We start from the raw sequence: 24,144 nt of genomic DNA, 5'->3' as shown, positions 1-24,144 counted from the left end.
ACCTCTGTCTAACTTTTTACTGAGAAAAATACCGTGCAAGGTGCAACTTGCACCGAGCCAGATCGCCCCCATCTTCCGCCCCCCTATGAATAAGCTGGACGAAATCATCGCGCACAAGCGCCTCGAAGTGGAGAAACTGCTGCCCCGCATGGACATGCTGCGTGCCGCCGCCACCCTGCGTGATGACTTCCGCTCCCTGGAAGATGCCCTCCGCCTAGACCCGACTCGCCTGGGGATGATCGCTGAAGTGAAACGCGCTTCTCCTTCTGTCGGCACCATCTCAGCGGACTTCGATCCCCTCACCATCGCCCGCGGTTACGAGAAAGCCGGAGCCACAGCCCTCTCCATCCTCACGGATGAAAAGTACTTCCAGGGCCGCCTGGAGTATCTCTCACTGATCCGTGAACAGGTGGACATCCCCTGCCTGCGCAAAGACTTCATCATCCATGAAGCACAGATCTATGAAGCTGTCGTCGCCGGGGCCGATGCCATCCTGCTCATCGTCGCCGCGCTGAAGCAGGATCAGCTGGTCAAGCTTCTGGACATCGCCCACACCTTCCAGCTCGATGTGCTGATGGAAGTCCACGACCTGCCCGAGCTTGAGCGCGCCCTAGATACGGACGTGCGCATCCTGGGCATCAACAATCGCAATCTCAAGAGCTTCACCGTGGACATGGCCACCACCGAAGCCCTCGCCGAGGAAGTGCCTGATGACATCCTGCTCGTTTCCGAAAGCGGCATCAAAACTCCTGCTGACGCCGCCTTCCTGGCCGAAGCTGGCGCTGACGCACTTTTGGTTGGGGAAACCCTCATGCGCAGCCAGAACATCATGGTGGATCTGCCTGCCCTGCGGGCGATGAAGATGTAAAGAAGAGATGGTTTCCCCATCTAACCTAGGGCTCACCCTGCGATTACAAGTGGGTTGAGCCAATAACACTTAACTTTGTCGAAGCTAACCCGTTTAGGCTCTGATTAGCCTTTGATGATTGGAGTGAAATCACTCCAATTTTCAATTTTGAAGCCACGAATATCGCGCACGGCCATAGGAAACCAAGGCAGTGCTTTCAGTGCAAGCAAAGCCGCAAAGAGATTGGCCATGTCATTTTTTTCGGTGACATAGACACTGCCCTGAATCCTTTCGAACTGGAATTTACGCAAGGTCGAAGCAATTTCGGCATAGGCCGATGTAACGCCCTTTGGGTGATGCAATTCCGCCTCCGCAACAACGAGATCAAAGGTGATGGCGAACATGCTTAATCTGCCTCGGGATCATTGAGTGCTTTGTCGACGGAGTAATCCAATTCTTCGCCACTTTCGACGACGCGTATGTGTACTTTTGACTCGCTCACTTTGCTCACAACTTCATACAAAGGTCCGTATTCACCAAAGGTCCTGTAGGTACGAACGAGATCATCCGCAGTGCGCGCTAGAGTCTTCATACACAAATAATGGCTCAAAATGCAGAAAAAACAATCTCACTCCTTCACCCGTTCCAACTGAGCACCCAGGCCAGCGAGTTTGTCATCGAGGTGCTCGTAGCCACGGTCAATGTGATAGAGGCGGTTGACCTCGGTCTTGCCGCTGCCGATGAGGCCCGCGAGCACGAGGGCGGCCGAGGCACGAAGGTCGCTGGCCATGACAGGGGCACCTTTGAGGGCGTTGCCGCCACGGATGCGGGCGGTGGCACCCTGAAGATCAATGTTCGCGCCCATGCGCTTCATTTCAGCCACATGCATGAAGCGCTGTGGGAAGATGGTTTCTGTGATGGTGCTGGTATCGCTGATGGCACAGGCGAGCGCGCAAAACTGCGCCTGCATGTCCGTCGGAAATCCAGGATAACAAAGAGTGGTGAGATCAAAACCTTTCGCGTCAGGATTCGGCGCGATGCTGATGCTGTCCTTGCCGATCTCAATCGGGAAACCGCACTTCTTGAGCATGTCCGTCACGGCGGTCATGTGCTCCGGCATGACACGCTTCAGGGTGATGCCTTCGCCGATCATGGCCCCGGCGCATAGGAAGGTACCGGCCTCGATACGATCCGGGATCACGGTGTGTTCCGCCCCATGCAGTTCTTTGACGCCTTCGATGGTGATGCGATTCGTCCCCGCCCCTTCGATCTTGGCCCCCATCTTGATGAGGAAATTGGCTAGATCCTCCACTTCAGGCTCAGCAGCGGCACCTTCGATAACCGTGGTGCCTTTAGCCAGCGTGGCCGCCATCATGACATTGTCCGTGCCCAGCACGGTGGAACCATGCTTGCCCATGAGATTCATCGGGCCGCCTTTGAAGCCTTTTTTGGCATTCACACTGATGTCCCCGCCATCCACGGTGACGATGGCTCCTAGAGCCTCCAGACCTTTAAGATGCAAATCCACCGGGCGATCCCCGATGACGCAACCCCCAGGGAGGGAGACGGTGCATTTCTTTAGGCGGCCCGTGAGAGGCCCTAGCACGCAAATGCTGGCGCGCATCTTCCGCACGAGTTCATAAGGAGCGACAGATTTGATTTTTTCCGCCTTCACCACGACCACGCCGCTAGCGCGTTCCACTTCGGCACCCAGTTCGCCCAAGATTCGGACCATGTAGTTGGTATCGCTGAGATCTGGGACACGCCGGATGGTGCAGGTGTCTTTGGTCAGCAGAGTAGCTGCCAAAATAGGCAGGGAGGAGTTCTTGCTGCCGCTGATGTTTACGCGACCTTTCAGAGGTGCGCCGCCGTGGACGATAAGTTTTTCCATGTTTCCCGTCTAAGTGCGTCGGGCGGGCTCAGGTGCAAGCGGGAAGATGATCCTCGTGAAGAGAGCGACGCCCACGGAGCCCACCGCCGGAAAAAGCTACCGTGAAAGCCAGTTCCATGCGGCGAGCCCCGCAGACATAGGGGATTACTACATTCGCAAAATGCAGTTACACTTTTTTGGAAAAAAAATGAAATCAATCTCCCAAAGCCTTGGTAGCGAACACAAAACGCTCGACCCCAGCCAGGTCAGCGCGCACCTCAGCCTCACTAAAACCTAAGCCACTGGCATGTTCAGCCGTGGCGTACCCTTGGTCATGCCCCACTTCCAGGGCAATGCGCCCGCCAGGGGCTAAGTGAGCCGGTGCCTCCACTAAAAAGCGACGCACAATGTCCAAACCGTCCGGTCCACCATCCAGCGCCAGCACGGGATCTCGCCTTACTTCGCGGCTCAGTGCAGGGATCTCGCCACTGGGGATGTAGGGTAAATTGCTGACGATGAGGTCGAAGGAGCCATTGATCTTTTCAAAAAGATCACTGCGCAGAATCTGCACACGCTCCAGCCCCAGGCGGCTAGTGTTGAGCCGTGCGAGATCCAACGCATCCTCAGAAATATCTGCCAGCGTGACTTCACTCTCCTTCCACGCACAGGCCAGCGTGAGGCCGATGCAGCCTGAACCTGTGGCCATGTCCAGCACACGCGCCGGCGGATTTTTACCGTAATGTTTGATCAAAAGATCACACAGATACTCCGTCTCTGGTCTGGGGATGAGAGCTCGGTGGTCACTGACGAGTTCGTTCCCCAGAAAGTCCACCGTCCCCAGGAGGTGCTGCAAAGGCTCCCCTTCCGCCCGGCGTTTGGTGAGCCCGCGCAGCTTCTCCAGATCCACCTCTTGCAGCATCTCACCAAAACGTAGGTAGAGATCCAGCCGCCGACAGCCCAAAACATGAGCCAAAAGATGCTCCATATTCAGCCTGGCCTCATCCACGCCATGCTTCTCCAGGTAGCCAGTGCCAGCGCGGAGAGTATCGAGGAGGAGTTTCATGCGTTAAAAAGGGGGGAAGAGCTAAGGGCAAAGAGCGTGGAGTCAACCCCAGCTCGAACTACCTTAAACGAGGTTGTCTTACCCGACACAATGGCCAGAAGGTGATGTTGGCCTCATTCCGGGCACGATCTGGTTGCTCGGTGAAAACATCTGCCCAGGGTTGCCATGCTATGCAGCCCATTGCCTATGTTCAGACCGATTCAAACGGCCAGCCTTACAGCGCTCACGGCGCAGTGGCAGCTAAGGGTTTTGAATTATTAGGATTCGAAGTGAGATACTTTCACCGTGAAGAACTGGAACGTCTGGCATTGAATACCGCCACAGTCGTGGTAGGCGGCATGGGAACTGTGCGAGCTGCCTTGCTCCAACTCGGTAAACTTCCCCCTCAGCAGGATTCCGCCCCGACCAGCCTGCTATCTTTCTTAGGTCGCACTTGCCGAGTTACCACACTGAATGGCGTTTTGAATGCAGGCCGGTTTCCGGTTTTTGTGAAGCCTCATTCCGAAGCCAAATTGTTCAATGGTCAGGTCTTTGAACACGAGGCTGACCTTCGCAGTTTACTCACTGCCCGTCCTGGATTCCCGGCCATCACCGGAGATCTCGCAGTCCTAGCTCAATCACCCATTCATTTCGTGAGTGAGTGGAGAACCTTTGTCATTCAGACGCAGGTTATCGGCGCTAGTTTCTACAAAGGTGATCCTCTGGTATTTCCTAACGGCAAGTTCATCCATGACACCGTGGCGGCCTTTGAAAATGCACCCGCCGGATACAGTGCTGACTTTGGCGTGACCCCAGAAGGCAAAACCTTCCTGATTGAAATCAACGATGGTTATTCGCTCGGTCATGGAGGCCTAACCTCCACCCAATATGCCGAGCTGCTGCACGCACGCTGGACGGAAATTTGTGCGGGCTGATAACCCCGTGCTACTTCAACCCCGCTTCAGCCAATCGCTCCTGGAGATCACTGGCCAAAAGAGAGTCCAAAATCTGGTCCACCCGTCCTTCCATGAACATGTCCAGGTTATAGACCGTCATTTCAATCCGGTGATCCGTGACACGATTTTGCGGGTAATTGTAGGTGCGGATCTTTTCCTCACGGCCACCACTGCCGATCAGATTACGACGGTGGGCAGAGTACTTCGCCGCTTCTTCCTGCTGCTTCTTTTCCAACAAGCGCGAGCGCAGAATCGTCAGAGCCTTCTCCTTGTTTTTGATCTGACTACGCCCGTCCTGACAGCGCACGATGGTCCCTGTGGGGATATGCATCACCTGCACGGCAGAGTCCGTGGTGTTCACGCCCTGACCACCAGCACCGGAGGAGCGGCAGACTTCGATACGAACTTCATCGGACTTCAGTTCAAAGTCCACTTCTTCAGCCTCGGGCAGCACAGCCACCGTAGCGGCGGAGGTGTGAATGCGGCCTTGAGCTTCTGTGGCAGGCACACGCTGCACGCGATGCACCCCGCTTTCGTATTTGAGGATGCGGAAGACGTCTTCACCCGCCACTTTCATAACGATTTCTTTAAACCCACCCACATCCGAGGGGCTAGACTCCAGAGTCTCCACCTTCCAGCCACGGGTTTCTGAGTAGCGGGAATACATGCGCACGAGATCAGCGGCAAAGAGTGAGGCTTCGTCACCACCTGTACCTGCACGGATTTCCACCAGGGCATCACGGCCTTCCAGGGGATCAGGCGGCAGGATGGAGAACTGCACAGCCTTTTCCAGTTCCTCAATCCGTTTCTGGATGATCGGGATCTCGGCAGCGGCCATGGCGGCAAATTCTTCGTCGCCAGCTTTCAGCATCTCCTGACTGTCGGCCAGCTCAGTGAGCTGCTTTTGATATTCGTCCCAGCTTTCCAAAAGATTACCCAGCGTGCGATGCTCACGCGTGAGTTCTCCGGCCTTTTTAGCATCATCAAAAAAGCCTGGCTGCCCCATGAGTTCTTCCAGGAGCTCAAAACGGGTGCGTTTGGTGGCAATGATGGGGGCGTAATCCATGACAGTAAGGGACGAGAAAAAGAGGCCTCAGGGCAGCAGCGGGGCGGAAAGCAACAAAAAACGGTGCCGAGCTCGGAGGCACGGGCACCGTTTTCTGGTCAAAGGGGATATCGAGCCTACGCGGAAACGTCGCTGAGCTTCGGCGGGGAGCGGCGGGCGCGGGTGCTGCCGTAACGCTGAGCGAATTTGTCCACACGGCCAGCGGTATCGATGAAGCGCTGCTCACCGGTGAAGTAAGGGTGGCAACCAGCGCAGATACCGATCTTCAGGTTCTGCACGGTGGAGATGGTCTGATACACAGCACCGCAGGTGCAGGTGATCGTGGTTTCGTAAACCGTAGGGTGGCCTTGTTCTTTCATGAGGGTAGAGATCTGAGATCACGTAGGACCGACGAGGGACAAGGGGCGTCACTTTCGCCGGAGCGTGAGGGCAATCAGTTTGCCACAGCCCGCCCAGGGGTCAACCAGCTTTTTAAAACGTCTGAATCCCCCGCTTCCAGACGGCAAATCTTGACCTTCCCAGGGCAAACACTGAATACTGCACGCTAAATCCTGTCAAACCCCTGCCGTGACCGCCCCCGTCCGCACAGCCCCTGAGATTCGCGACCATGAGACCCTGCGCCTCATCGGTCGTGGTGCGTACGGTGAGGTCTGGATGGCGCGCTCCGTCACAGGCGCACTCCGCGCCGTCAAGGTCGTCTGGCGGGAGGACTACGACCAGGCAGATTCCTTCGAACGCGAGTTTGAGGCCATCAAGCGGTACGAGCCCATCTCCCGCCGCCATGCCGGGCTGGTGCCTATCCTTCAGGTAGGCCGCAGTGATGCCCAAGGCTTCTATTATTATGTGATGGAGCTGGCGGATGACCTGGATAAGGGCCGCGACATCAGCCCCGAAACTTACAAGGCCCACACCCTGGGCCTGGAAATGCGCCGGGATACACGTGTCATGGCAGAGCGCTGCCTGAAGATCGGTGCCAACGTGGCTGAGGGCCTGCACTACCTGCATGAGAACAAACTCATCCACCGGGATGTCAAACCTTCGAATCTCATCTTTATTGATGGGGCCTGCCGCCTGGCAGACATCGGCCTCGTGGCTCTGCTAGGCCAGCGCAGCTTTGTGGGCACCGAGGGCTTTGTGGCCCCCGAAGGCCCTGGGTCACCGGAATCTGATATTTTTTCCTTGGGCATGGTGCTCTACGAAGCCAGCACCGGCAAAGATCGGCTGGATTTTCCTGACATCCCATCTTGCTCCGAAAGCGGAGATAAACTGGATGTCTGGCAGCGCCTGCACCGGGTCATCTGCACCGCCTGCGCACCAAAGGCGAAGGACCGTTATTCCAGTGCCTATGAGATGACGCTGGACCTGCGCGGTCAGCCCCTGCCCTCTCGGCGTCTGGTCTGGTACTGGGCCGCTACAGCCGCTACCACCCTGGCCCTCGCCGTCGGCTTTGGCATGTGGTTGGCTCAGCGGCAGGATAATCGCGGTCTCTTGGAGGTGCAAAAAAGCCTGCCCATGCTGACCATCAAGACCGAACCCGCCGGGGCCGATGTCTTCGCTGGAGAGGACAAACTAGGCGTTACCCCCCTAGCACTCAACCCCGAGGAAGGCGTGCCCGTCATCTATCAGTTGCGCCTCCCAGGTCACAAGCAATTGGAGATCGAGCACAGCGCCAACCGCAACCGCCCTGCTGAGTATGATTTGAAGCTGGAAGCCACCCGCCTGCCCCAGCCCGGAGAGCGCTGGACCAACAGCCTGGGCATCACCTTTAAGCCCGCGCAAATGGGCCACATCAGCGTTCAGCCCGTGGAGATCAAATTCTTCAAACGGTTCCTCGAAGCTACAGGCCGCTCCTTTGAGGGCAAGGTGGTGCGAGCCTCCCTGGCTGATGCGAGCAAAGACGCTGCCTACTTCGTCGTCGTGCCTATGGGCGATGCCGAAGCTTTTCGCTTCTGGATGACGGATACCGACCGCGCAGCCGGTGCCCTGAGCCAGGAGCACCACTACGAGGTGGAGCCCTTCTACTACGTGGAAAGCAATGCCGGCGGCAATGAAGACATGCCGGAGGATCGCGATACCGATAACTTCAGCAGCGGCGAGGATAAAAACTGGCAGGCCTTTCACCTTCGTGTGGAACGCCAGACCTATGGCAGCGTCATCATCCGCACCACGCCAGAGAAAGTCCGCATCTTCCAGCACGATGAGTTTCTGGGATACACCCCGCTGGAGTTGCCCCGTGTGCGTAGCGGCCCCGTGGAGTTTGAACTGCGGGAGGAAGGTTTTTCCGATGTGGTTCTCGAGGGCGATGTGAAGTCGGGAGCTTTGCTGGAACTTTTCTCCGACATGCAGACCCGCCAGGCGGTGACCTTTGGCCGTGAGTGGAAGGCCAATGGTCTAGGCCTGCGCTTTGTCCCCCTGGGAGATGTCATGATCGCCGCCGTGGAAACCCGCCGCCGCGACTACCTGGAATACGTGAAGGCCACCAATGCCCGCCGACCTGGCAATATGGATGCCGATGGCCGTGGCGGCACCCAGCCCGTGGTGGGAGTGGACCGTGAAGAAGCCCGCGCTTTCTGTGCCTGGCTGACCGAGCGTGAGCGCAATGCGGGCCTCATCGGGGCGAAGGATCGCTACCGCCTGCCTAGCGATGAAGAGTGGAGCCGCGCCGTGGGCCTACCTCTGGAGCGTGGCAATTCCCCCGCTGAAAGGAACGGACGCATCCGGGGCATATACCCCTGGGGTTTTGACTGGCCCCCTCCGCCGAATACCGAAAACCTAGCAGATAATAATGCTGCACGAAAAAACCGCCTGGAGAGCTTCATCCCTGGCTATGAAGATCGGTTTGCTCAACTCGGTGCTGTGGGGGCATTCCCGCCCAATGAACGGGGCATCATCGCCCTAGGAGGCAATGCGTCCGAATGGGTGGACACGGATTTCGAACCCGGCAGCACGCCCAAAGGCGGCAAGGAAAAAAAGGTCCTCGGCACCGTGCGCGGCGGTAACTGGCAGACCTCAGACCCAGATGAGCTGCTGTCCTCCGTCCGCACCCCTCTTCCCGTAGATACCAAGCGGCCCACCGTCAGCTTCCGCATCGTCTTGGAACGCCGGAAGTGATCTGCCTCACGTAGGCTCGGTTACCCATAGGTAACCGGCCTTTCTCCGAAGATGCCGACCTTCTGGCAAATTCATCTTGGCCACACCACCAGGAAGCAAGAGAGAACTAGCAGCTTCAAGAGACTCTGAATCCAATCCCGGCAGGCCCAGCACCTCACCTAACCAAAAGTATAACACTCGCGATAACACAGCCGGGTGTTGAGAACGCAGCTTTGCTGTCACCCGTAAACGTCCCTCCTGGGTGATCAGCCCCTCTTCTTGGATCAACGCCAACGCCTGCTGCTGAAGGCAATCATCATCTCGCTCCGCTTGTTTCCCGAGCCTCACAATCAACGGCGAAACTTCCCGTGCATAGACTGCATTCAGCAGTGGCAGCACCTCATGCCTCAGGCGATTCCGCCGATGCTGCGGGCTGGTGTTGCTCGAATCCTCTCTGAAACTCAAGCCGTGCTTTTGCACATAGTCGGCGATCTCTGCCCGAGTCTTATTCAGCAAGGGCCGACAGAGAGCAGGCGTGGAATTTGTTTCCATGACCATGCCTTTGAGCCCACCGATCCCCGTGCCTCGGCAAAGGTTCGCCAAAATGGTTTCCGCCTGATCATCGGCATGATGAGCTAGGTAGATGCGAGCCGCAGCATGCTTCGCCGCCATGCGATGGAGAAAGTCATAACGCAGCGTCCTCGCGGCTGTTTCGAGAGATACTTTCCGCTTGGCTGCCCAGGTGATCACATCTGCTTTTTCGACCTCACAAGGCAGTCCATAATGAACGGCCAAACGCCGCACAAAGGCCGCGTCCTGCCCAGACTCCCGCCCCCGCAGGCCATGATTGAAGTGGCATAACACCAACCGTTTCAGGCCAGCACTCACCAGCATGTGCAGCAGGGCGACAGAATCTCTCCCTCCCGAGATCGCCAGCAAGGCAGACCCAGGAGCAGATGCTGAGGCGTTGGGAACATGAAGATTCAAAACAGACTTCCTTTATTTCATATTCATCCTAGCTCTGCATCTGCCATTTCGTGAGATTCCACATGCCCCTTCGAGGCAGACCTTCCTCACCGTGCCGTCGAGAGTCGCTTTCAACTTGATTCCTTCAAGCGCAGTGGCTGAATGGCACAGCAAATCGTTTTACCTACGATCCATGCTTTCTCTCCCGATCTCCCCATTTTCTCATGGATCCGCGACTGCCCCTCCCCCCCTGTTTCGCCAGTATCGGGTGTCGCGCGCTCAGGTCGCTTCAGCGCAGTCACTTCCCAGTAGGCGCAAGCCCTCGGTTCTGAGATGATGACCACGCCCTCCATTCAGTGGCCCGAAGGCAAAAAATTCGCCTTCACGATCTTCGATGATACCGATGCGGCCACCGTCGCTAACACAGGTCCGGTTTACGCGTTGCTGCGGGATTTGGGATTCCGTACGACGAAATCTGTCTGGCCCCTGGAAGCCATCGCCCCACCGGTCGTTGTCGGCGGTGCAGACTGTGCCGATAAAGGGTACCGTGCTTGGGCCCTTCAGCTCCAAGAAGAAGGTTTTGAAATCGGCCTGCACAATGTCTGCTGTCACCACTCCACACGGGATCGCATTCAGACAGGGCTGGAAAGGTTTGAAGAAATCTTCGGTCACCCGCCACGGAGCATGGCCAACCACACCGGCTGCCGGGAAAATCTGTATTGGGGGCCAGACCGTGTGACGGGCCTGCATCGGCTCATCTATCAAGCCGCCACATTCGGACGCAAAGGCGGATTCAAGGGCCATGTGGAAGGGGACCCACACTTTTGGGGAGACCTCTGCAAAGAGCGCATCACTTACGCGCGCAATTTTGTCTTCCCTGATATCAACACCCTCCGCGCCTGCCCATGGATGCCTTACCACGACCCTCTTCGCCCGTGGGTCAATCAATGGTATGCCTCCTCAGAAGGAGGCGGCCTGGAGAGTTACCTCGAGACCCTCAAAGAAGAAAACCAGGATCAACTGGAAGCTGAAGGCGGTGCTTGCATCATGTATGCACATTTAGGGAAATTCTTTCGCCGAGATGGCGTCATCAGTGATCGCTTTCGTTTCCTCATGGAACGCCTTAGCCAGAAAAACGGCTGGTTTGTCCCGGTTTCCACCCTGCTGGATTACATCGTCCAACAGCGTGGCCCACTGACCCTGACGGACAAAGACCGCCGTGAGGTGGAACGCCGCTGGCTGTGGCATAAACTGACCCGGGGGGAAAGCTGACACGACCGACCATGAGTGTGCGAATTGTCCGCTACGAAGACCATCACATCCCGGCCGTCAGGCGCTTCAACCAGCGGCTAGCAGCCGGAGGTTCCATCTGGCACTTCCCGGAGCAATCCGTTAGCCAGTGGCTACCCGACACACGTGACCAAGAGATCGTCGAACACTACTATGTCGCGGTGGAAGGCGATGAAATACGCGGTGGCTACATCTTAAAATGGCAGCCCTTTCAGGTAGAAGGCCAAATCGAAAAAGTGAGCACGCTTTACCTGCCGCTCTCTGAGGGCGTGGTGAATTCTAAATACAACCTTCTCGGCCTCGTTTTGATCCGCGATGCCCTCACACGTAATCCCCTCACCTTTTGTCTCGGCATGGGGGGCAGTCATCGGGATCTGCCGAAAACCCTCAAAATGATGGGCTGGCAGGTGCATGACATTCCCTTCTTTTTCCTGCCCCTGCGCGCACGCCCCTTTTTGAGAAACCTCCAGCCTGTGAAGGCTAAACGTTGGCTGAATATCGCTGCCCAAATCGCCGCTAACACCGGCATTGCCAGCCTGGGGCTAGCTTGTTTCCACAGACTTCGTCGTGCCCCTCGTCAGGTTCAGCAAACCACCACCTGGGAGCTCGTCGAATCTTTTGGCCCTTGGGCCGATGAACTGTGGGCCAAGGCCTGTCATGACTACTCCCTTTTTGCCAGCCGTGGACAGGAAGAGCAAAACCGCCTGTACGCACCAGGTGCCCAGAAAAGTATTCGTGTGCTCGTGAGGGAGGCGGGCCGCGTGATCGGCTGGTTCATCGCCCGCGCCAGCCCCATGCATAACCACAAGTATTTTGGCAATATGTGCGTGGGGTCCATCATTGATGCCATCGCAGAGCCTGGCCAGGAGGGCCACATCGCCTGGGCAGCCCGCCAATTTCTCATCCAGCAGCAGGCAGACATCATTGTAGCCAACATGCAGCACGAAAGCTGGCGCAGAGCATTGCTCAAAGTGGGTTTTCTCAGTGGCCCGAGCAATTTCACCCTCGCCACCTCGCCCAAACTCAGCCAACGCCTCAACCCCTACCCTGAAAAAATCGGCAGGGCGCAATTCATGCGTGGTGATGGTGAAGGGCCCAGCCACCTCTAGCCTAGGCTGCCCCCTAGAACGTGGCGGCCTTTCCAATTTTCTGCATTGTCCCTGAACAAGAAAAGACGCATCCTCGTCGAAGGTCAGGTCCACCCTCGTTATGAAACCGATCACTTCCCTGAGCGCCATGGCGCTCTTCTCACTGGCTCTCGTCAGTTGCGATCCTTCAGCCCCGGCCAATAACGCCGCTGCCGAAGAAGCTCGCCTCAAACTGGAGCAAAGCCAGGCCGCCTATGAGCAGCAGGCCGCAGATATGCAGGCCCGCAGTGCTGACCTGCAGCAGCAACTTGCCGACCTCCAGCGCAGCATTCAGGAAAAGGAAAATGCCGAGTTGCAGGCCAAGCTGGAAGCCATCCAGAGAGAAAACGAAAAACTGATGGCTGAGGCTGAAGCAGCTCGCCAGAAAAGTGAGGAATTGAGGGATCAACTGGCTGCCACGCCCGCGCCCTCTCCAGCCCCTACCCCTGGTGGGCAGGCTTGGGTAGATCCAGAGGCAGACTACTCCATGTTTTATGAGGAGCTGACGCCCCATGGTAACTGGTTGGACGTAGAAGGCTACGGGTATGCTTGGCAGCCCTCTCTTGCCTCCCGGTCTAACTGGCGACCCTATGTGGATGGGCGCTGGGTCTGGAGTGACCAAGGATGGGCTTGGGATACGCCAGAGCCGTTTGGCTGGGCCTGTTACCATTATGGCCGCTGGGAACGCATCGCCCGCCATGGCTGGGTCTGGGTACCCGGACGTGAATGGGCACCGGCATGGGTTTCCTGGCGCTCTGGGGCCGACTGTGTGGGCTGGGCTCCCCTGCCCCCCGAACGCCGACGCGGGTACACCAGCATCGGTTATGATTGTGATGTCAATTACGGCCTCTCCCCCAGCAGCTACGTGTTCATCCAGTCGTCCAACTTTGGTCGCAACAGCTACGTAAACGTCTGCCTCTCCGTCACTAACATCACCAACATCTTCCAGCAGACGGTGAACCTGACCAACATCGTCCGCATCAATCAGCAGCAGACGAATTTCTTTGTGCATCGCGGTGGTCCAGACCGCCGCTGGCTGGAAGAACGTTTCGGCGGTCGTGTGCCCGTGGCCCCGGTCCGCATCGTGCCCACCTTGGAGCGCCCCGTTCTGGATCGCGGAGACCGGGACCGGGATTCTGTTCGCCCTCTCATCGCCGCGCCCCTGCCCTCAGGCCGCCCAGGCCGCCCATCGAAACTGCCTCGCATTACCGACAAAATCGCCCGCCCAGCCATTGTGGATGCCTGGACGGATGTGCCAGATGACCGCCGCCAAAAGCTGCGTGACACCATCAGCCGTCAGGCCCGTGAGCCCAAGCCTGTGCTGCCCGCCGTTGTCACCCAGCCGCCACAGGTTCCAGATCAAGGCCCAGGCACCCGCCCGTTCCCAGGCGAACGCCCCGGAATGCCCCAGCCAGGCGGAGTCACTACCCCACCTGACCGCATGACGGATCGTGGTCGTGACCGCGACCGTGATCGCGAAGAGCGCCCACAGCCAGGCGAACGCCCCGAAGTACGCCCTGGACTCCCCCTGCCCGGAGGAGTTACCACTCCCGCAGATCGCATGAAGGATCGCGGTCGTGACCGTGATCGTGAAGATCGTCCACAGCCAGGCGAACGCCCCGAAGTACGCCCTGGACTCCCCCTGCCAGGAGGAGTTACCACTCCCGCAGATCGCATGAAGGATCGCGGTCGTGACCGTGGAGATCGCCCCGGCCTGGATACGACAGCCGCTAAAGAGGCGGAAGCCGCCCGCCGTGCCGCTGAAGCTGCAAGCCTGAAACAACGCGAAGACGCCGCCCGGCATAATGAGTTGCTCAAACAGAAAGAAGCGGCTGAAGAAAAAATGCGCGATGCAGCTAGGGGCCGTGAAAAAGCCGCTGAAGCCATGAAAGAGGCCGAAGCTAACCGCCGCCAGAGGGATTCGGCGATGGCTCAGCAACAGGAATTGGCAAGACAACAGGCTGAAAACAGCAAGCTCGAAATGCGCAAACAAGAGCTTCTGAAGCAGCAAGCCGAAGCCATGAAAAACCGCGAAAACATGGCTGCGCAGGAAGCTGCTATGGCCCGACAGCAGGAACTGGCCCGCAAACAGGCGGAATCCAGCGCCATGCAGGAGCGCCTACAAGAACAACAAAAGCTCCGCGAAGACCTGCGCCGCCAGCAGGGAGAAGCCATGAAGGCCCGTGAAGCGCAGGCAGCTCAGCAAGCCGAAATGGCCCGCCGCCAGCGAGACGCGGAAACCAGCCGCGCTCGTGAAGCCGCCATGGCGCAGCAGCAAGAGCTTACCCGCCGCAATCAGGCTGCGGCCGAAATGCAGAAACGCCAGCTTGAGGCCCAGCAAGCAGAAATGATGAATCGTCAACGCGAAGCCTTGGCCGAAAAAGCCCGTGAGGCCGCTGCCCGTCAGCAGCAAGAGATGGCCGAACGCCAACGTGAAGCTTTGCAAAAACAGCAAGACGCTGCGCAGCGTGAAGCGATGCGTCAGCAGCAGGAGCAGTCCCAACGCCGCGCGCAGGAAGAGACTCAACGACGTAATGACGATGGAAACCGCCGGCGCGAACGCTAACCGCAATAGGGAGTTATGGATTCACCCAATTCAGGCTAGCGACCTTCGTTGACCTCATTTGGCGACCGTGATAGACCGATGTCTATGCACGGTCGCTTCATTTTATTTTGTGTTGGGCTACCTCTGCTAGCACTCCCCAGTTGCAGCACCTCCGAAGAGTCTGAAACCCGGCCTGCCGGAACCAATGTATTGAGCCCTACTGCTTTAAGCCAAGCTCAGGTAGGCACGGTGGATTTCACCCGCCATGTCAAACCCATCCTGGAGGCGAAATGCGCCACCTGCCACAATCAGGAAGCGCCATCAGGGAAAATGAGCCTCGCAAACCGCACCGAGGCCCATCGTACGGGCGGCCTTCGCAGATTCATCATCCCAGGGCAGCCGGAGGCCAGCCCTTTGATCATGCGACTGGGCGAATCCCACGCCACCGTTCAGGCGATGCCTCCCGTGGGAGAAAGCCTAACCAAGGAAGAAACAGCCGTCATCAAACGCTGGATTTCTCAAGGGGCGTCCTGGCCAGCAGGACCCAAGGGGCAGCTTCGCACCGCCACCGAATGAAATTCCACCTTGAAGGATGGGTGTATCGCGTGGCATCTTAGCTGCTGCGGTCTTCCAGGCTTTACCTCATGCGCACCCCTTCTTCACTGACATCTCACCGCGTCCTCAATCCTTCCACTTCGGGTGGGGCGATGCCAGTGGTGATTGTCCTCCTCGCGCTGGTCGCCAGCGTGGCCATCTTCTTCTTGTTCACCCGACCGTCTATGGAGCAGGCAAAACAGGAAGATAAGCCCGCAGCCTCCAACCCCCCCCCAGCGAGTGTCAAAGCCCCCGCTCCAGCCAAGGAGACGCCCACCCCTGCGGCCCCTCCTGCCCCAGTGCCTGCGGCAAAGCCAATTTTTGGTTTCGCTCGGCCTCTCGACCTTGGAAAAGAAATGGTCCGCAGCCTCACTGCCGGCGATTTTATCCGCGCTGGGGAACTGGCGGCGGCGGGAGATCCCGACCAGTCCAAAGCTGCGACAGCAGTGTTTGAGCGCATGCTCAAGGGACTGGGAGCTAAAGTAGGAATCGAGGATCAGGTCGAGCTCATTGGTCTGGTGGAAAATAAAACCCGGGTCGCCATCCCCCTCACTTTGCCCGGCAATCAGGAGCCTGTGCGCCTGCAACTCGACTTGGAAAGAGATGACAAAATGGGATGGAAGATCTCCCGCCTGCACTTGCCTAAAGAACTCAGCAGCGCCGTGGTAGCTGCCACACCGCCTGCCCCAGCCATGAGTGCAGCCGCCCCATCCCCAGCGGCGTTGCCCTCCGGTCCAGCCACAGCTCCCGCGCCACAGGTAAGCTCAGCCCCATCGCCAAAATCTGCTCCTAAAAGTCCCCTCTTCACCGTCGAAGAAACGCCCGATGCCTTGACCTTTGGCAGCGACTTCGTGCGGGCGCTCTTGAAGCATGACTTCGTGGCAGCCCGGAAGTTTGTGGATGAAAAAAAGGTACCTGCTGAGCGGTTAGCTGGACTCTGCATCGTCTTTGAAGAAGGGGCGTATGAGTTTAAGCCCACCAAGCCCCTCATCATCACCGTGGCTAATCCCGAAGTCTCCTGGGTCATCGCCCAGGTGCAGTCGCAAAAGCTGCAGCAGTCCACGGAATTTGGCCTGGAAATGCAACGCGCAGGGGTGGACCAACCGTGGAAAGTGGTGGGCCTCAACCTTTCTGAAATCCTCAGTTCCTTCGCTTCTTCCGCTTCCAAAATGGGGGTGCCATACACCCCGATCGTGAGCAATCCCAAAGGAGGAGAATCCCTGGCGCTCTACTTTGAGTATGACCAGGCGGAACTGCATCCTCGTGCGCTCAAGCAGTTAGAAATCGTCGCTGGCCTGCTCAATTCAGATCCTTCTAAAAAGCTCCAGATCGCCGGCCATACGGATGCCAAGGGCACTGACAACTACAACCTCGCCCTCTCTCAAGCCCGTGCAGAGTCTGTCAAAAAGCAGCTCGCAGGACTAGGCGTGGCTGCGGCACAGATCGTCACCACCGGCCTGGGCAAAGCCCAACCCCTGGGACCTAACCAAAAAGCTGACGGCACGGATGACCCCGAAGGACGGTCAAAAAACCGCCGCGCAGAGATCTATCTGGATTTTTAGTATCGGCCTAGGCCACGTGTGCTTATCGTACTGCGTTTGCCTCCTCTCCTTTCCCAGCTCAGTTCTCGTGCCCAGTCTTTGCTTTCACGCGGAGCGGGGTCTCGCATCGTCTCAGGCTTCCTCATGGTGGCGCTTCTGACCGTTGGGTCAAAAGCCGTATCCTTTCTCAAAGATGCAGCCATCGCCCGCCAGTTCGGGACTGGAGACGCGCTGGATGCATTCCTTGTTTCCTTTGGCCTACTGACTTTCCTCGCTGCATTGGTCGGCGGCGGGCTGCCGGAATCTTTTCTTCCCGTGTATGTCGAGAGTGCTCACCGGGGTATTCGTAGGCGGGCCCTGCGCCTCGCCGTGCAGAGCAGCATCCTTCATGCCGCCACTCTGGGCCTCCTCGCTTTTGCGGTGTATTTCATCGCCCCTTACTTTGTGAGTTGGGCGACGCGAGGCTTCAATCCTGAAAAACAAGCGCTAGCGGTCAGCTTACTCCGCCAGTTGCTTCCCTTCATGGTCTGCTTTGGCCTCAGCTATCAATTTTCTGCCTGGCTGCGTGCAGACAAGCGATTCATCGTCGCCACCAGCGCGCCCACTTTGATCCCCATGACGATCATCGGCCTACTGATTTATGACGGAGATCGGGCCACCGTCGCCACGCTGGTTACGGGCACCGTTGCGGGCGCAGCTCTCCACCTCATGGTGCTTCTAGGCACCCTATTGCACGGGCTACCGAGACAAAGACGTTTTTGGAAGGGCTGCTGGAAACTTTGGGAGCCTAAGCTCGGGCGCATCTGCCGCCACACGGCTCACTTCCTTTTTGCCGGTGGCATTTTCAGCAGCTCCGTGGTGGTGGATCAAACCATGGCCGCTTGGCTACCGCCCGGCAGTGTCGCAGTGCTCGGTTACACGGAAAAAATCTGCGGCATCATCCTGGCCGTCACCGTGGCCCCTTCCTGCGATGTCCTCTTCCCCTACTTTGCAGATAAAGTGGCCCGCCGCGATTGGCTCGGCGTAAAACACCAGCTTTGGGTCAGTGCAGGAGCGATTTTGGCACTCGCGCTGCCAGCGGTGCTCATGCTCTGCTGGCTAGCCCCCTGGGTCGTCAGTTTGTTATTTCAGCGGGGCTCCTTCACTTCAGAAGACACTCTTCGTGTGGCTGAAGTCCTCCGCTTTGCTGCTTTGCAGATCCCCTTTTACATCGTGGGCAGTCTTGCCTCAAGGGTGGTCGTGGCCATGCAAGCCACCCACTTCATCATCTGGATTTCCGTGATCGGGCTGATTGGCAATGCCGGGCTGAATTGGGTTCTCATGAAGAACATGGGCGCGGCAGGCATCGCCCTGTCCACCGTCTTGATTCAAATGACCTCCGCTGTGCTAGCCTGCTTGTACGTCCTACGCCAGATCAAGGATCGCCTCAAAAACGGTTAGACCGCAGTTCCGAAAATCCTCACGTTGAGTAACGAAGTTCAAAAAAAAGCGCAGACCTTTCGGTCTGCGCTCTCAAAAACATTGGATCAAATTACCAGCCCTGATTGCGGCTGTAATCGGTCTGGGACATGAAACCCATCTGCGGAGAGAACTCCGTGTAGCCCCACCATGGATCGATCTGTGCCTTGCGGTAATAAGGTGGGCGATACGTCAGCTTCCAAGAAGGCAGCGGGAAAGTGGCCATTTCATACACACCGTAACCAGCACGAACGGTGATGCGCTTCACACCTTCAATGAAGAAGTCAGCGAAAGCAGCATGGGCACCATCCGTCTCGACAGTGCGCTGCCAGACATTGAAGGGTTCTGTCCATCCGTAGAGAACGTTGCCAAAGCCACGGCTCAGTTTGCGGCTCCAGTTGTAGTGATGTCCTGGAGGCGACTGGATATCGGCAAAGGCGACGCCGCAGAGCGTCAGGGCGGAGAGAATGGTGAGGGCTATACGATTTTTCATGCGGTCAGCACAGAGTTATCAAAAATGGCGGTCATCTGGCAAGAAGGATTCTCACTTTTTTTCGAATCTATTCTGGTGATAAAAGCATGCACATCGCCAGATCGGCTGCTGTATCGTCTCCTTCATCATGAAACCCCTGCTCACCCATGCCGCACTCGAAGACCAGCTCAGCCTGCCCACCGCAGGCGTGCTGGACATGTTGCAGAGTTTGCAGGGAGACTTCATGGTGCTAGGAGCCGGGGGTAAAATGGGGCCCTCTCTAGCCCGTATGATCCGGCGTGGGCTAGATAGCCTAGGTCAGTCTGAACGCCGCGTTTTCGCCGTTTCCCGCTTCTCCTCCCCCGCTGCTGCGGCCGAACTCCAGCAACACGGAGTGCAGACGATCGCCTGCGATCTTTTGGACCGTGCCGCCGTCCAGGCTCTGCCGGATGTGCCCAACATCATCTTCATGGCGGGGCAAAAATTTGGCACACAGGATGCCCCCGAACTCACCTGGGTGATGAATACCCTCGTTCCCGCCATCGTGGCGGAGCGCTACCCTCACTCCCGCATTGTGGTTTTCTCCACCGCCTGCGTCTATCCCCTCTCTTCCACAGCGGGCACAGGTTCCAGGGAAGAAGATCTACTCGACCCACCTGGAGACTATGCGAACTCCTGCGTGGGGCGTGAACGCATCTTTATGCATTTCTCCAAGAAAAATGGCACTGCCGCTCTGCTATTCCGCCTCAGTTACGCCATTGATCTCCGCTACGGTGTTCTGCATGACGTGGCCCAAAAAGTCGCCCAAGGCCTACCCGTGGATGTGACCATGGGGTATGCGAATGTCATTTGGCAAGGAGATGCCAATGCCCGCGCCATCCAATGCCTCAACCACACCACCCAACCGCCCTGTGCACTGAATGTCACCGGGCTGGAGCGCGTCTCCATCCGCCACTTAGCCGAGGAGTTTGGCCGTCTTTTCGGTCGAGCACCCGTCATCGTTGGGGAGGAAGGAGCCACCGCTTGGCTTTTTGACGCGAGCCGTTCTTATGAATGGTTCGGCCCGCCTACCGTCACCTTGGAAGAAATGATCGCAGCTACGGCTCAGTGGGTGAGCCAAGGCGGTCAATCTCTGGGCAAACCCACCCACTTTGAAACCCGCGATGGAAAATTTTGACCTACGCCAGCGCCTTCATCAAGGCTTAGCCATCCCGGCCCATCCCTTGGCGCTCAATGCCCAACGTCATCTGGACGAGCGCCGTGAGCGCGCCCTTACCAGGTATTATTTAGCGGCTGGTGTCGGCGGGCTGGCGGTAGGCGTCCATACCACTCAATTTGCCATTCGCTCCCCAGAGATCCAGCTTTTGAAGCCCGTTCTGGAGTTGGCCGCCGAAGAGATGGACCGCTGCCCGCGTCCCTTAGTCAAGATCGCTGGTATTTGTGGGCAGACCTATCAGGCAATCGCCGAGGCCGAACTCCTGCGCTCGCTCGGCTATCAGGCAGGATTACTCAGTCTAGGGGCTCTGCGGAGTGAACCCGAGGAAGCGCTGATCGCCCATTGCCGTGCTGTTGCACAGGTGGTGCCCATCATCGGCTTTTACCTTCAGCCCAGCGTCGGCGGGCGTGTGCTCCCATACTCTTTTTGGCGAAAATTCGCTGAAATCGAAAACGTCGTCGCCATCAAAATGGCCCCTTTCAATCGTTATCAAACTCTGGACGTGATCCGTGCCGTCATGGATGCAGGACGAGACGACATCGCCCTCTACACGGGCAATGATGACAACATTGTGGCAGATCTCGTCACCCCTTTTGAATATCAGGGAAAGCAGCGGCGGATTGTAGGTGGGCTCTTGGGCCACTGGTCTGTGTGGACTCAAAAAGCTGTGGCGCTCCTCCAGCGCTGCCAGCGTGAGCCCGCCTCCCCGGAGCTGCTCCGGCTCGGTCAAGAGATCACGGATTGCAATGCCGCCTTTTTTGATGCGGCACATGGATTTCGCGGCTGCATCGCCGGGCTGCATGAAGTGCTGCGCCGGCAGGGGCTGCTGGGGGGCTTGTGGTGCCTAGACCCCCAGGAAACGCTCAGCCCAGGCCAGCTTGAAGAAATAGATCGCGTGTATGCGGCCTATCCGCATTTGAATGATGACGCCTTTGTCACTGCCAACCGGGACCTATGGCTGAAGGATTGACCTAGGCCGCAGGGGCGGCAACTCAGTCGCTGCCCCAAATTGGGCGTAAATGAAGCGCATTCACGCTTTACTCAGGAAACGAATCCAGATTTAATTCGCAAATTCGGCGGGGATTTCCCGCCCTACACTTCATACCCCACTTCCCACCTCTGAGCCATGAAATCTAGCCGATCCCGCATCGCCATGCTGGCGTTCCTTTGCGGTACGTCCCTCCTCCAAGCTGACATCTTGATCCTGAAAAACGGCACCAAGGTCGAAGGCAATATTCTGAACGAAAGCCCCACGGCGATCCGGATGAAGTATCGCCTGACCCCCAAGATCTGGGATGAAAAGGATTTCCAAATGACCGAAATCCAGCAGGTCATCAAACAGTCTCCTCAGGAAGTGGAGCTGATCGAACTGAAAAAACTAGTCCCTAGCCCCGACCTTCTGCCGGCTGATAAATACGAGCAGCTTATCCAGGATCGTGTGCGCCCCTTCATCAATAAGTATCAGGGCACCCCTGAAGCTAAGGAGGCCGAAGGCATCGCCGCCACCCTTCAGGAAGAAAAGAAGCGCGTCTCCAATGGCGAGCTCAAAATGGAAGGTCGCTGGCTGAGCGTGGGTGAAGCCAAGGGTGAACAATACAACATCCAGGCCTACAAAATTCATGAAGAAATGAAAGAGCTGATGGCCAAGTACAACTACTTGGAAGCTCTTCGCGTCTTTGACCAGTTCATCAAAAATCGTCCCCCACTCACAGCCTCCACTTATTACCCCGCCGCTGTGGCAGACGCGAAGATCTGCATGGAAAAGCTGCAAGCCAGCCTGTCCAAAATGGCTCAGGAGCAGCCCACTCTGCAAAAGCAGCGCGATGATGGCTTGAAGAAACTCAACGACGCCGACAAAGCCCGCACCCGCGCCGCCATTGATGATGAAAAAGGCAAGTGGCGTGCACAGTCCGAAGCCCAGCGCCGCACCAACGTTCGCTGGATCGAGCCTTACAAGTACGACATGCCGAGCATCCTCGCCTCGCAGAAAGTCGTCGTCGGTGAGCTCACCAAACTGGAAGCCGTTGACCTCAACGAAATGAAGACTCGCAATGAGGCTTTCGTCACTGTTTACCGCAAGATCGGTGAAGGCGACTATCAGGCAGGGGCCGCCGCTTTTGAGCGTATCCAGGGTTTCTCCAACGTACCTGAGTATCGGGACGTGGTGGCCGATCTGAAGAATCAGCTCCTCAAGCTTTACGGTGAAATCGTTCGCAAAAATGCCGCAGGTCAAACCGCCGTCAGTGGTTCATCCGCAGCGACAGGTCAGACCTCATCCTCTGTGGATGACCGCGTGGCACGCATTTTGGCTGAAGCCAACGGCGGCCAACCCGCCGCCGCCGCACCCGCCGCAGGCACTGCTGCTCCAGGCATGGCCGCACCAGCAGCGGCTGCTACGGCCCCAGCAGCCGGCACAGCACCAGCCGTCAATCCTGCCATGCAGCAGCGCCCAGTGGCACCTGCTCCTCAGGCCCAGGCTCCAGCGCCCATGGCCCAGCCTGTTTACGCGCCTCCAGCAGAAGAGTCGAACACCCAAACCTTCATCATTGCAGGTATGGCCGCACTTCTGGTCCTGTTTGGCATTCTCGCCTTCAAGAAAAAGAAGGCTGAGTAATCCTGACTCCCCTTGATCTCCGAGGCCGGATCTCTTCCCCAGAGATCCGGCCTTTTTTGTTTTGAAGATCAACCTCTTAAAGCCCGTAAAACCTCTCTACCCACATGACACATCCACCCTCAGCCAGCCTCACCCGCCGCCGCTTCCTCACCCAAGCAACCGGCTCCCTTTTTGCAGCCCCCTTCATCACCACAGGCATGCGGGCCGCCTCGCCTAACGGCAAGTTACGCCACGCAGCCTTCGGTGCCGCTGGCATGTCCATGGCAGACATGACCGCCATGTCAAATCACCCTCTGTGGGAACTGGCGGCTGTGTGCGATGTGGACACGCGGAAGTTCGACCAGATTACGAAAAAATGGCCTAACGCCAAATGCTACCAAGACTGGCAGGAGATGCTCGAAAAGGAAGCGGGCAACATTGACTCCGTGAACGTCTCCACCCCGGACCACATGCACGGCCCCATGGGCCTAAAGGCCATGGAACTAGGCAAGCACGTGTACGGCCAAAAACCTCTGGCGCAGAATTTGCATGAATGCCGCAGGCTCATGCTCAAGGCCCGTGAGACGGGTGTGATGACACAGATGGGCATCCAGGTTTCATCCTCGTTTACCGAGCGTCTTGCCGTTGCCATCATCCAGCAGGGGACCATCGGTAAAGTCAAAGAAGTCCACACCTTCTCCAACAAGTTCTGGGGCGACATGGACCCCGTGCCACAGAAGTCCGACCCGGTGCCAGCCCAGCTCGACTGGCAAAAGTGGCTGGGCACCGCCACTGACCGCCCTTACATCGAAGGCTATTACCACCCCGGCCAATGGCGCAAACGCCGTGACTTCGGAACAGGCACCCTCGGTGACATGGGCTGCCACATGTTCAGCGGCTGGTTTCGTGCCCTGGATCTCGCCGCGCCGATCGGCGTAAAATCCAAAGGCCCTGCTCCGCTGAATGCCACCAACTGGGCCATTGATGCCGTGGTGGAATACACCTTCAAAGGCACTGCGCATACCGCTGCCGATACCGTCAAGGTCACCTGGTATGATGGCAATGCCCGGCCTCCAGCCGAGGTCATGGCGCTAGCTGATCCCGCCAAATTCCCAGGCCAGGGTAGCATTTACATCGGCACTGAGGGTGTCCTCCTTTCTCCCCACACCAGCACTCCCCTGCTCTACCCGCGAGATAAATTCACCGGCTTTAAATACCCTAAACTGGAGCCTCGCGACCACTGGGCCGACTTCATTGACTGCTGCCTCAAAGGGGGTAACCAGAAACCCACCGCCAACTTCGACTACGCAGGCCCGCTCACGGAAGCCGTCCTGCTGGGATGCCTCGCCAGTGCATTCCCCAATGAAGATCTCAAATGGGATGCACCCGCCCTCAAAATCACCAATAGCGAGGCCGCCAATGCCCTGGTGAAACGCCAGTATCGCCCCGGCACAGAGATCTAACCGGCTCC

21 protein-coding genes are annotated in these 24,144 nt (G+C 57.7%); 13 read left to right on the top strand and 8 right to left on the bottom strand.

Translation table 11 applies throughout. From position 1 onward, the window contains the following. Window positions 1-40: 40 nt before the first annotated feature. Window positions 41-868, top strand: coding sequence for an indole-3-glycerol phosphate synthase TrpC (gene trpC, locus HNQ64_RS10230; RefSeq protein ID WP_343075886.1), 828 nt, complete (start codon window positions 41-43; stop codon window positions 866-868). 104 nt (window positions 869-972) lie between these two features. Here trpC and HNQ64_RS10225 read toward each other — a convergent pair whose 3' ends face one another. The 4 genes from HNQ64_RS10225 to prmC form a co-directional block, all read right to left on the bottom strand. Then, window positions 973-1,251, bottom strand: coding sequence for a virulence factor (locus tag HNQ64_RS10225; RefSeq protein WP_184208137.1), 279 nt, complete (start codon window positions 1,249-1,251; stop codon window positions 973-975). 2 nt (window positions 1,252-1,253) lie between these two features. After that, window positions 1,254-1,439 (bottom strand): DUF5397 family protein, encoded by a 186-nt coding sequence (locus tag HNQ64_RS10220; RefSeq protein WP_184208136.1) that lies wholly within the window; start codon window positions 1,437-1,439, stop codon window positions 1,254-1,256. A gap of 36 nt (window positions 1,440-1,475) precedes the next feature. Continuing rightward, window positions 1,476-2,738 carry a UDP-N-acetylglucosamine 1-carboxyvinyltransferase gene (gene murA, locus HNQ64_RS10215; protein ID WP_184208135.1) on the bottom strand — a complete coding sequence of 421 codons (1,263 nt, stop codon included), beginning with the start codon at window positions 2,736-2,738 and terminating at the stop codon, window positions 1,476-1,478. A 193-nt stretch (window positions 2,739-2,931) separates the two neighbouring features. Continuing rightward, a complete protein-coding gene (prmC, locus tag HNQ64_RS10210; protein ID WP_184208133.1) occupies window positions 2,932-3,780 on the bottom strand; it encodes a peptide chain release factor N(5)-glutamine methyltransferase in 849 nt (282 codons plus the stop codon). A 170-nt stretch (window positions 3,781-3,950) separates the two neighbouring features. Between prmC and HNQ64_RS10205 the strand changes: the two genes are divergently transcribed. Further along, entirely contained in the window at window positions 3,951-4,694 is a 744-nt protein-coding gene (locus tag HNQ64_RS10205; protein ID WP_184208131.1) for an ATP-grasp domain-containing protein, read from the top strand. Between the two features lie 10 nt (window positions 4,695-4,704). On the opposite strand, the gene prfA is transcribed toward HNQ64_RS10205, so the two are convergent. Both prfA and rpmE read right to left on the bottom strand, forming a co-directional pair. Then, window positions 4,705-5,781 (bottom strand): peptide chain release factor 1, encoded by a 1,077-nt coding sequence (gene prfA, locus HNQ64_RS10200; RefSeq protein ID WP_184208129.1) that lies wholly within the window; start codon window positions 5,779-5,781, stop codon window positions 4,705-4,707. 116 nt (window positions 5,782-5,897) lie between these two features. Further along, on the bottom strand, window positions 5,898-6,140 hold the full coding sequence (gene rpmE / locus HNQ64_RS10195) for a 50S ribosomal protein L31 (RefSeq protein ID WP_184208127.1): 243 nt from the start codon (window positions 6,138-6,140) through the stop codon (window positions 5,898-5,900). 208 nt (window positions 6,141-6,348) lie between these two features. Between rpmE and HNQ64_RS10190 the strand changes: the two genes are divergently transcribed. After that, window positions 6,349-8,892: a protein kinase domain-containing protein gene (locus HNQ64_RS10190; protein WP_184208124.1), complete on the top strand. Its 2,544-nt coding sequence runs from the start codon at window positions 6,349-6,351 to the stop codon at window positions 8,890-8,892. 6 nt (window positions 8,893-8,898) lie between these two features. On the opposite strand, the gene tilS is transcribed toward HNQ64_RS10190, so the two are convergent. Beyond that, a complete protein-coding gene (gene tilS, locus HNQ64_RS10185) occupies window positions 8,899-9,858 on the bottom strand; it encodes a tRNA lysidine(34) synthetase TilS (RefSeq protein WP_184208122.1) in 960 nt (319 codons plus the stop codon). A gap of 312 nt (window positions 9,859-10,170) precedes the next feature. Here tilS and HNQ64_RS10180 point away from each other — a divergent pair, with 312 nt between their 5' ends. The 6 genes from HNQ64_RS10180 (at window position 10,171) to murJ (ending at window position 18,374) form a co-directional block, all read left to right on the top strand. After that, on the top strand, window positions 10,171-11,109 hold the full coding sequence (locus tag HNQ64_RS10180) for a hypothetical protein (protein ID WP_184208120.1): 939 nt from the start codon (window positions 10,171-10,173) through the stop codon (window positions 11,107-11,109). Window positions 11,110-11,120: 11 nt separating this feature from the next. After that, entirely contained in the window at window positions 11,121-12,236 is a 1,116-nt protein-coding gene (locus tag HNQ64_RS10175) for a hypothetical protein (protein ID WP_184208118.1), read from the top strand. Between the two features lie 100 nt (window positions 12,237-12,336). Further along, on the top strand, window positions 12,337-14,820 hold the full coding sequence (locus HNQ64_RS10170; protein WP_184208116.1) for an OmpH family outer membrane protein: 2,484 nt from the start codon (window positions 12,337-12,339) through the stop codon (window positions 14,818-14,820). Window positions 14,821-14,898: 78 nt separating this feature from the next. After that, entirely contained in the window at window positions 14,899-15,375 is a 477-nt protein-coding gene (locus HNQ64_RS10165; RefSeq protein WP_221305404.1) for a c-type cytochrome domain-containing protein, read from the top strand. Window positions 15,376-15,443: 68 nt separating this feature from the next. Continuing rightward, a complete protein-coding gene (locus HNQ64_RS10160) occupies window positions 15,444-16,955 on the top strand; it encodes an OmpA family protein (RefSeq protein ID WP_184208112.1) in 1,512 nt (503 codons plus the stop codon). A 36-nt stretch (window positions 16,956-16,991) separates the two neighbouring features. Next, window positions 16,992-18,374, top strand: coding sequence for a murein biosynthesis integral membrane protein MurJ (gene murJ, locus HNQ64_RS10155; protein ID WP_184208110.1), 1,383 nt, complete (start codon window positions 16,992-16,994; stop codon window positions 18,372-18,374). A 91-nt stretch (window positions 18,375-18,465) separates the two neighbouring features. Here murJ and HNQ64_RS10150 read toward each other — a convergent pair whose 3' ends face one another. After that, a complete protein-coding gene (locus HNQ64_RS10150) occupies window positions 18,466-18,885 on the bottom strand; it encodes an exosortase system-associated protein, TIGR04073 family (protein WP_184208108.1) in 420 nt (139 codons plus the stop codon). A gap of 127 nt (window positions 18,886-19,012) precedes the next feature. Between HNQ64_RS10150 and HNQ64_RS10145 the strand changes: the two genes are divergently transcribed. The 4 genes from HNQ64_RS10145 (at window position 19,013) to HNQ64_RS10130 (ending at window position 24,136) form a co-directional block, all read left to right on the top strand. After that, a complete protein-coding gene (locus HNQ64_RS10145; RefSeq protein ID WP_184208106.1) occupies window positions 19,013-20,041 on the top strand; it encodes an NAD-dependent epimerase/dehydratase family protein in 1,029 nt (342 codons plus the stop codon). Then, complete coding sequence (locus HNQ64_RS10140) at window positions 20,028-21,050, top strand: dihydrodipicolinate synthase family protein (protein WP_184208104.1); 1,023 nt, start codon at window positions 20,028-20,030, stop codon at window positions 21,048-21,050. The genes HNQ64_RS10145 and HNQ64_RS10140 overlap by 14 nt, the downstream gene beginning before the upstream one ends. Window positions 21,051-21,206: 156 nt before the next feature. Next, entirely contained in the window at window positions 21,207-22,694 is a 1,488-nt protein-coding gene (locus HNQ64_RS10135; protein WP_184208102.1) for a PTPDL family protein, read from the top strand. Between the two features lie 104 nt (window positions 22,695-22,798). Continuing rightward, window positions 22,799-24,136, top strand: coding sequence for a Gfo/Idh/MocA family protein (locus HNQ64_RS10130; RefSeq protein WP_184208100.1), 1,338 nt, complete (start codon window positions 22,799-22,801; stop codon window positions 24,134-24,136). Window positions 24,137-24,144: the final 8 nt, after the last annotated feature.

Source organism: Prosthecobacter dejongeii (assembly GCF_014203045.1).
GTDB classification, from domain to species: domain Bacteria; phylum Verrucomicrobiota; class Verrucomicrobiia; order Verrucomicrobiales; family Verrucomicrobiaceae; genus Prosthecobacter; species Prosthecobacter dejongeii.
The sequence above is the reverse complement of the archived record's forward strand: the minus strand, read 5'-3'. Positions and strand labels throughout refer to the sequence as shown.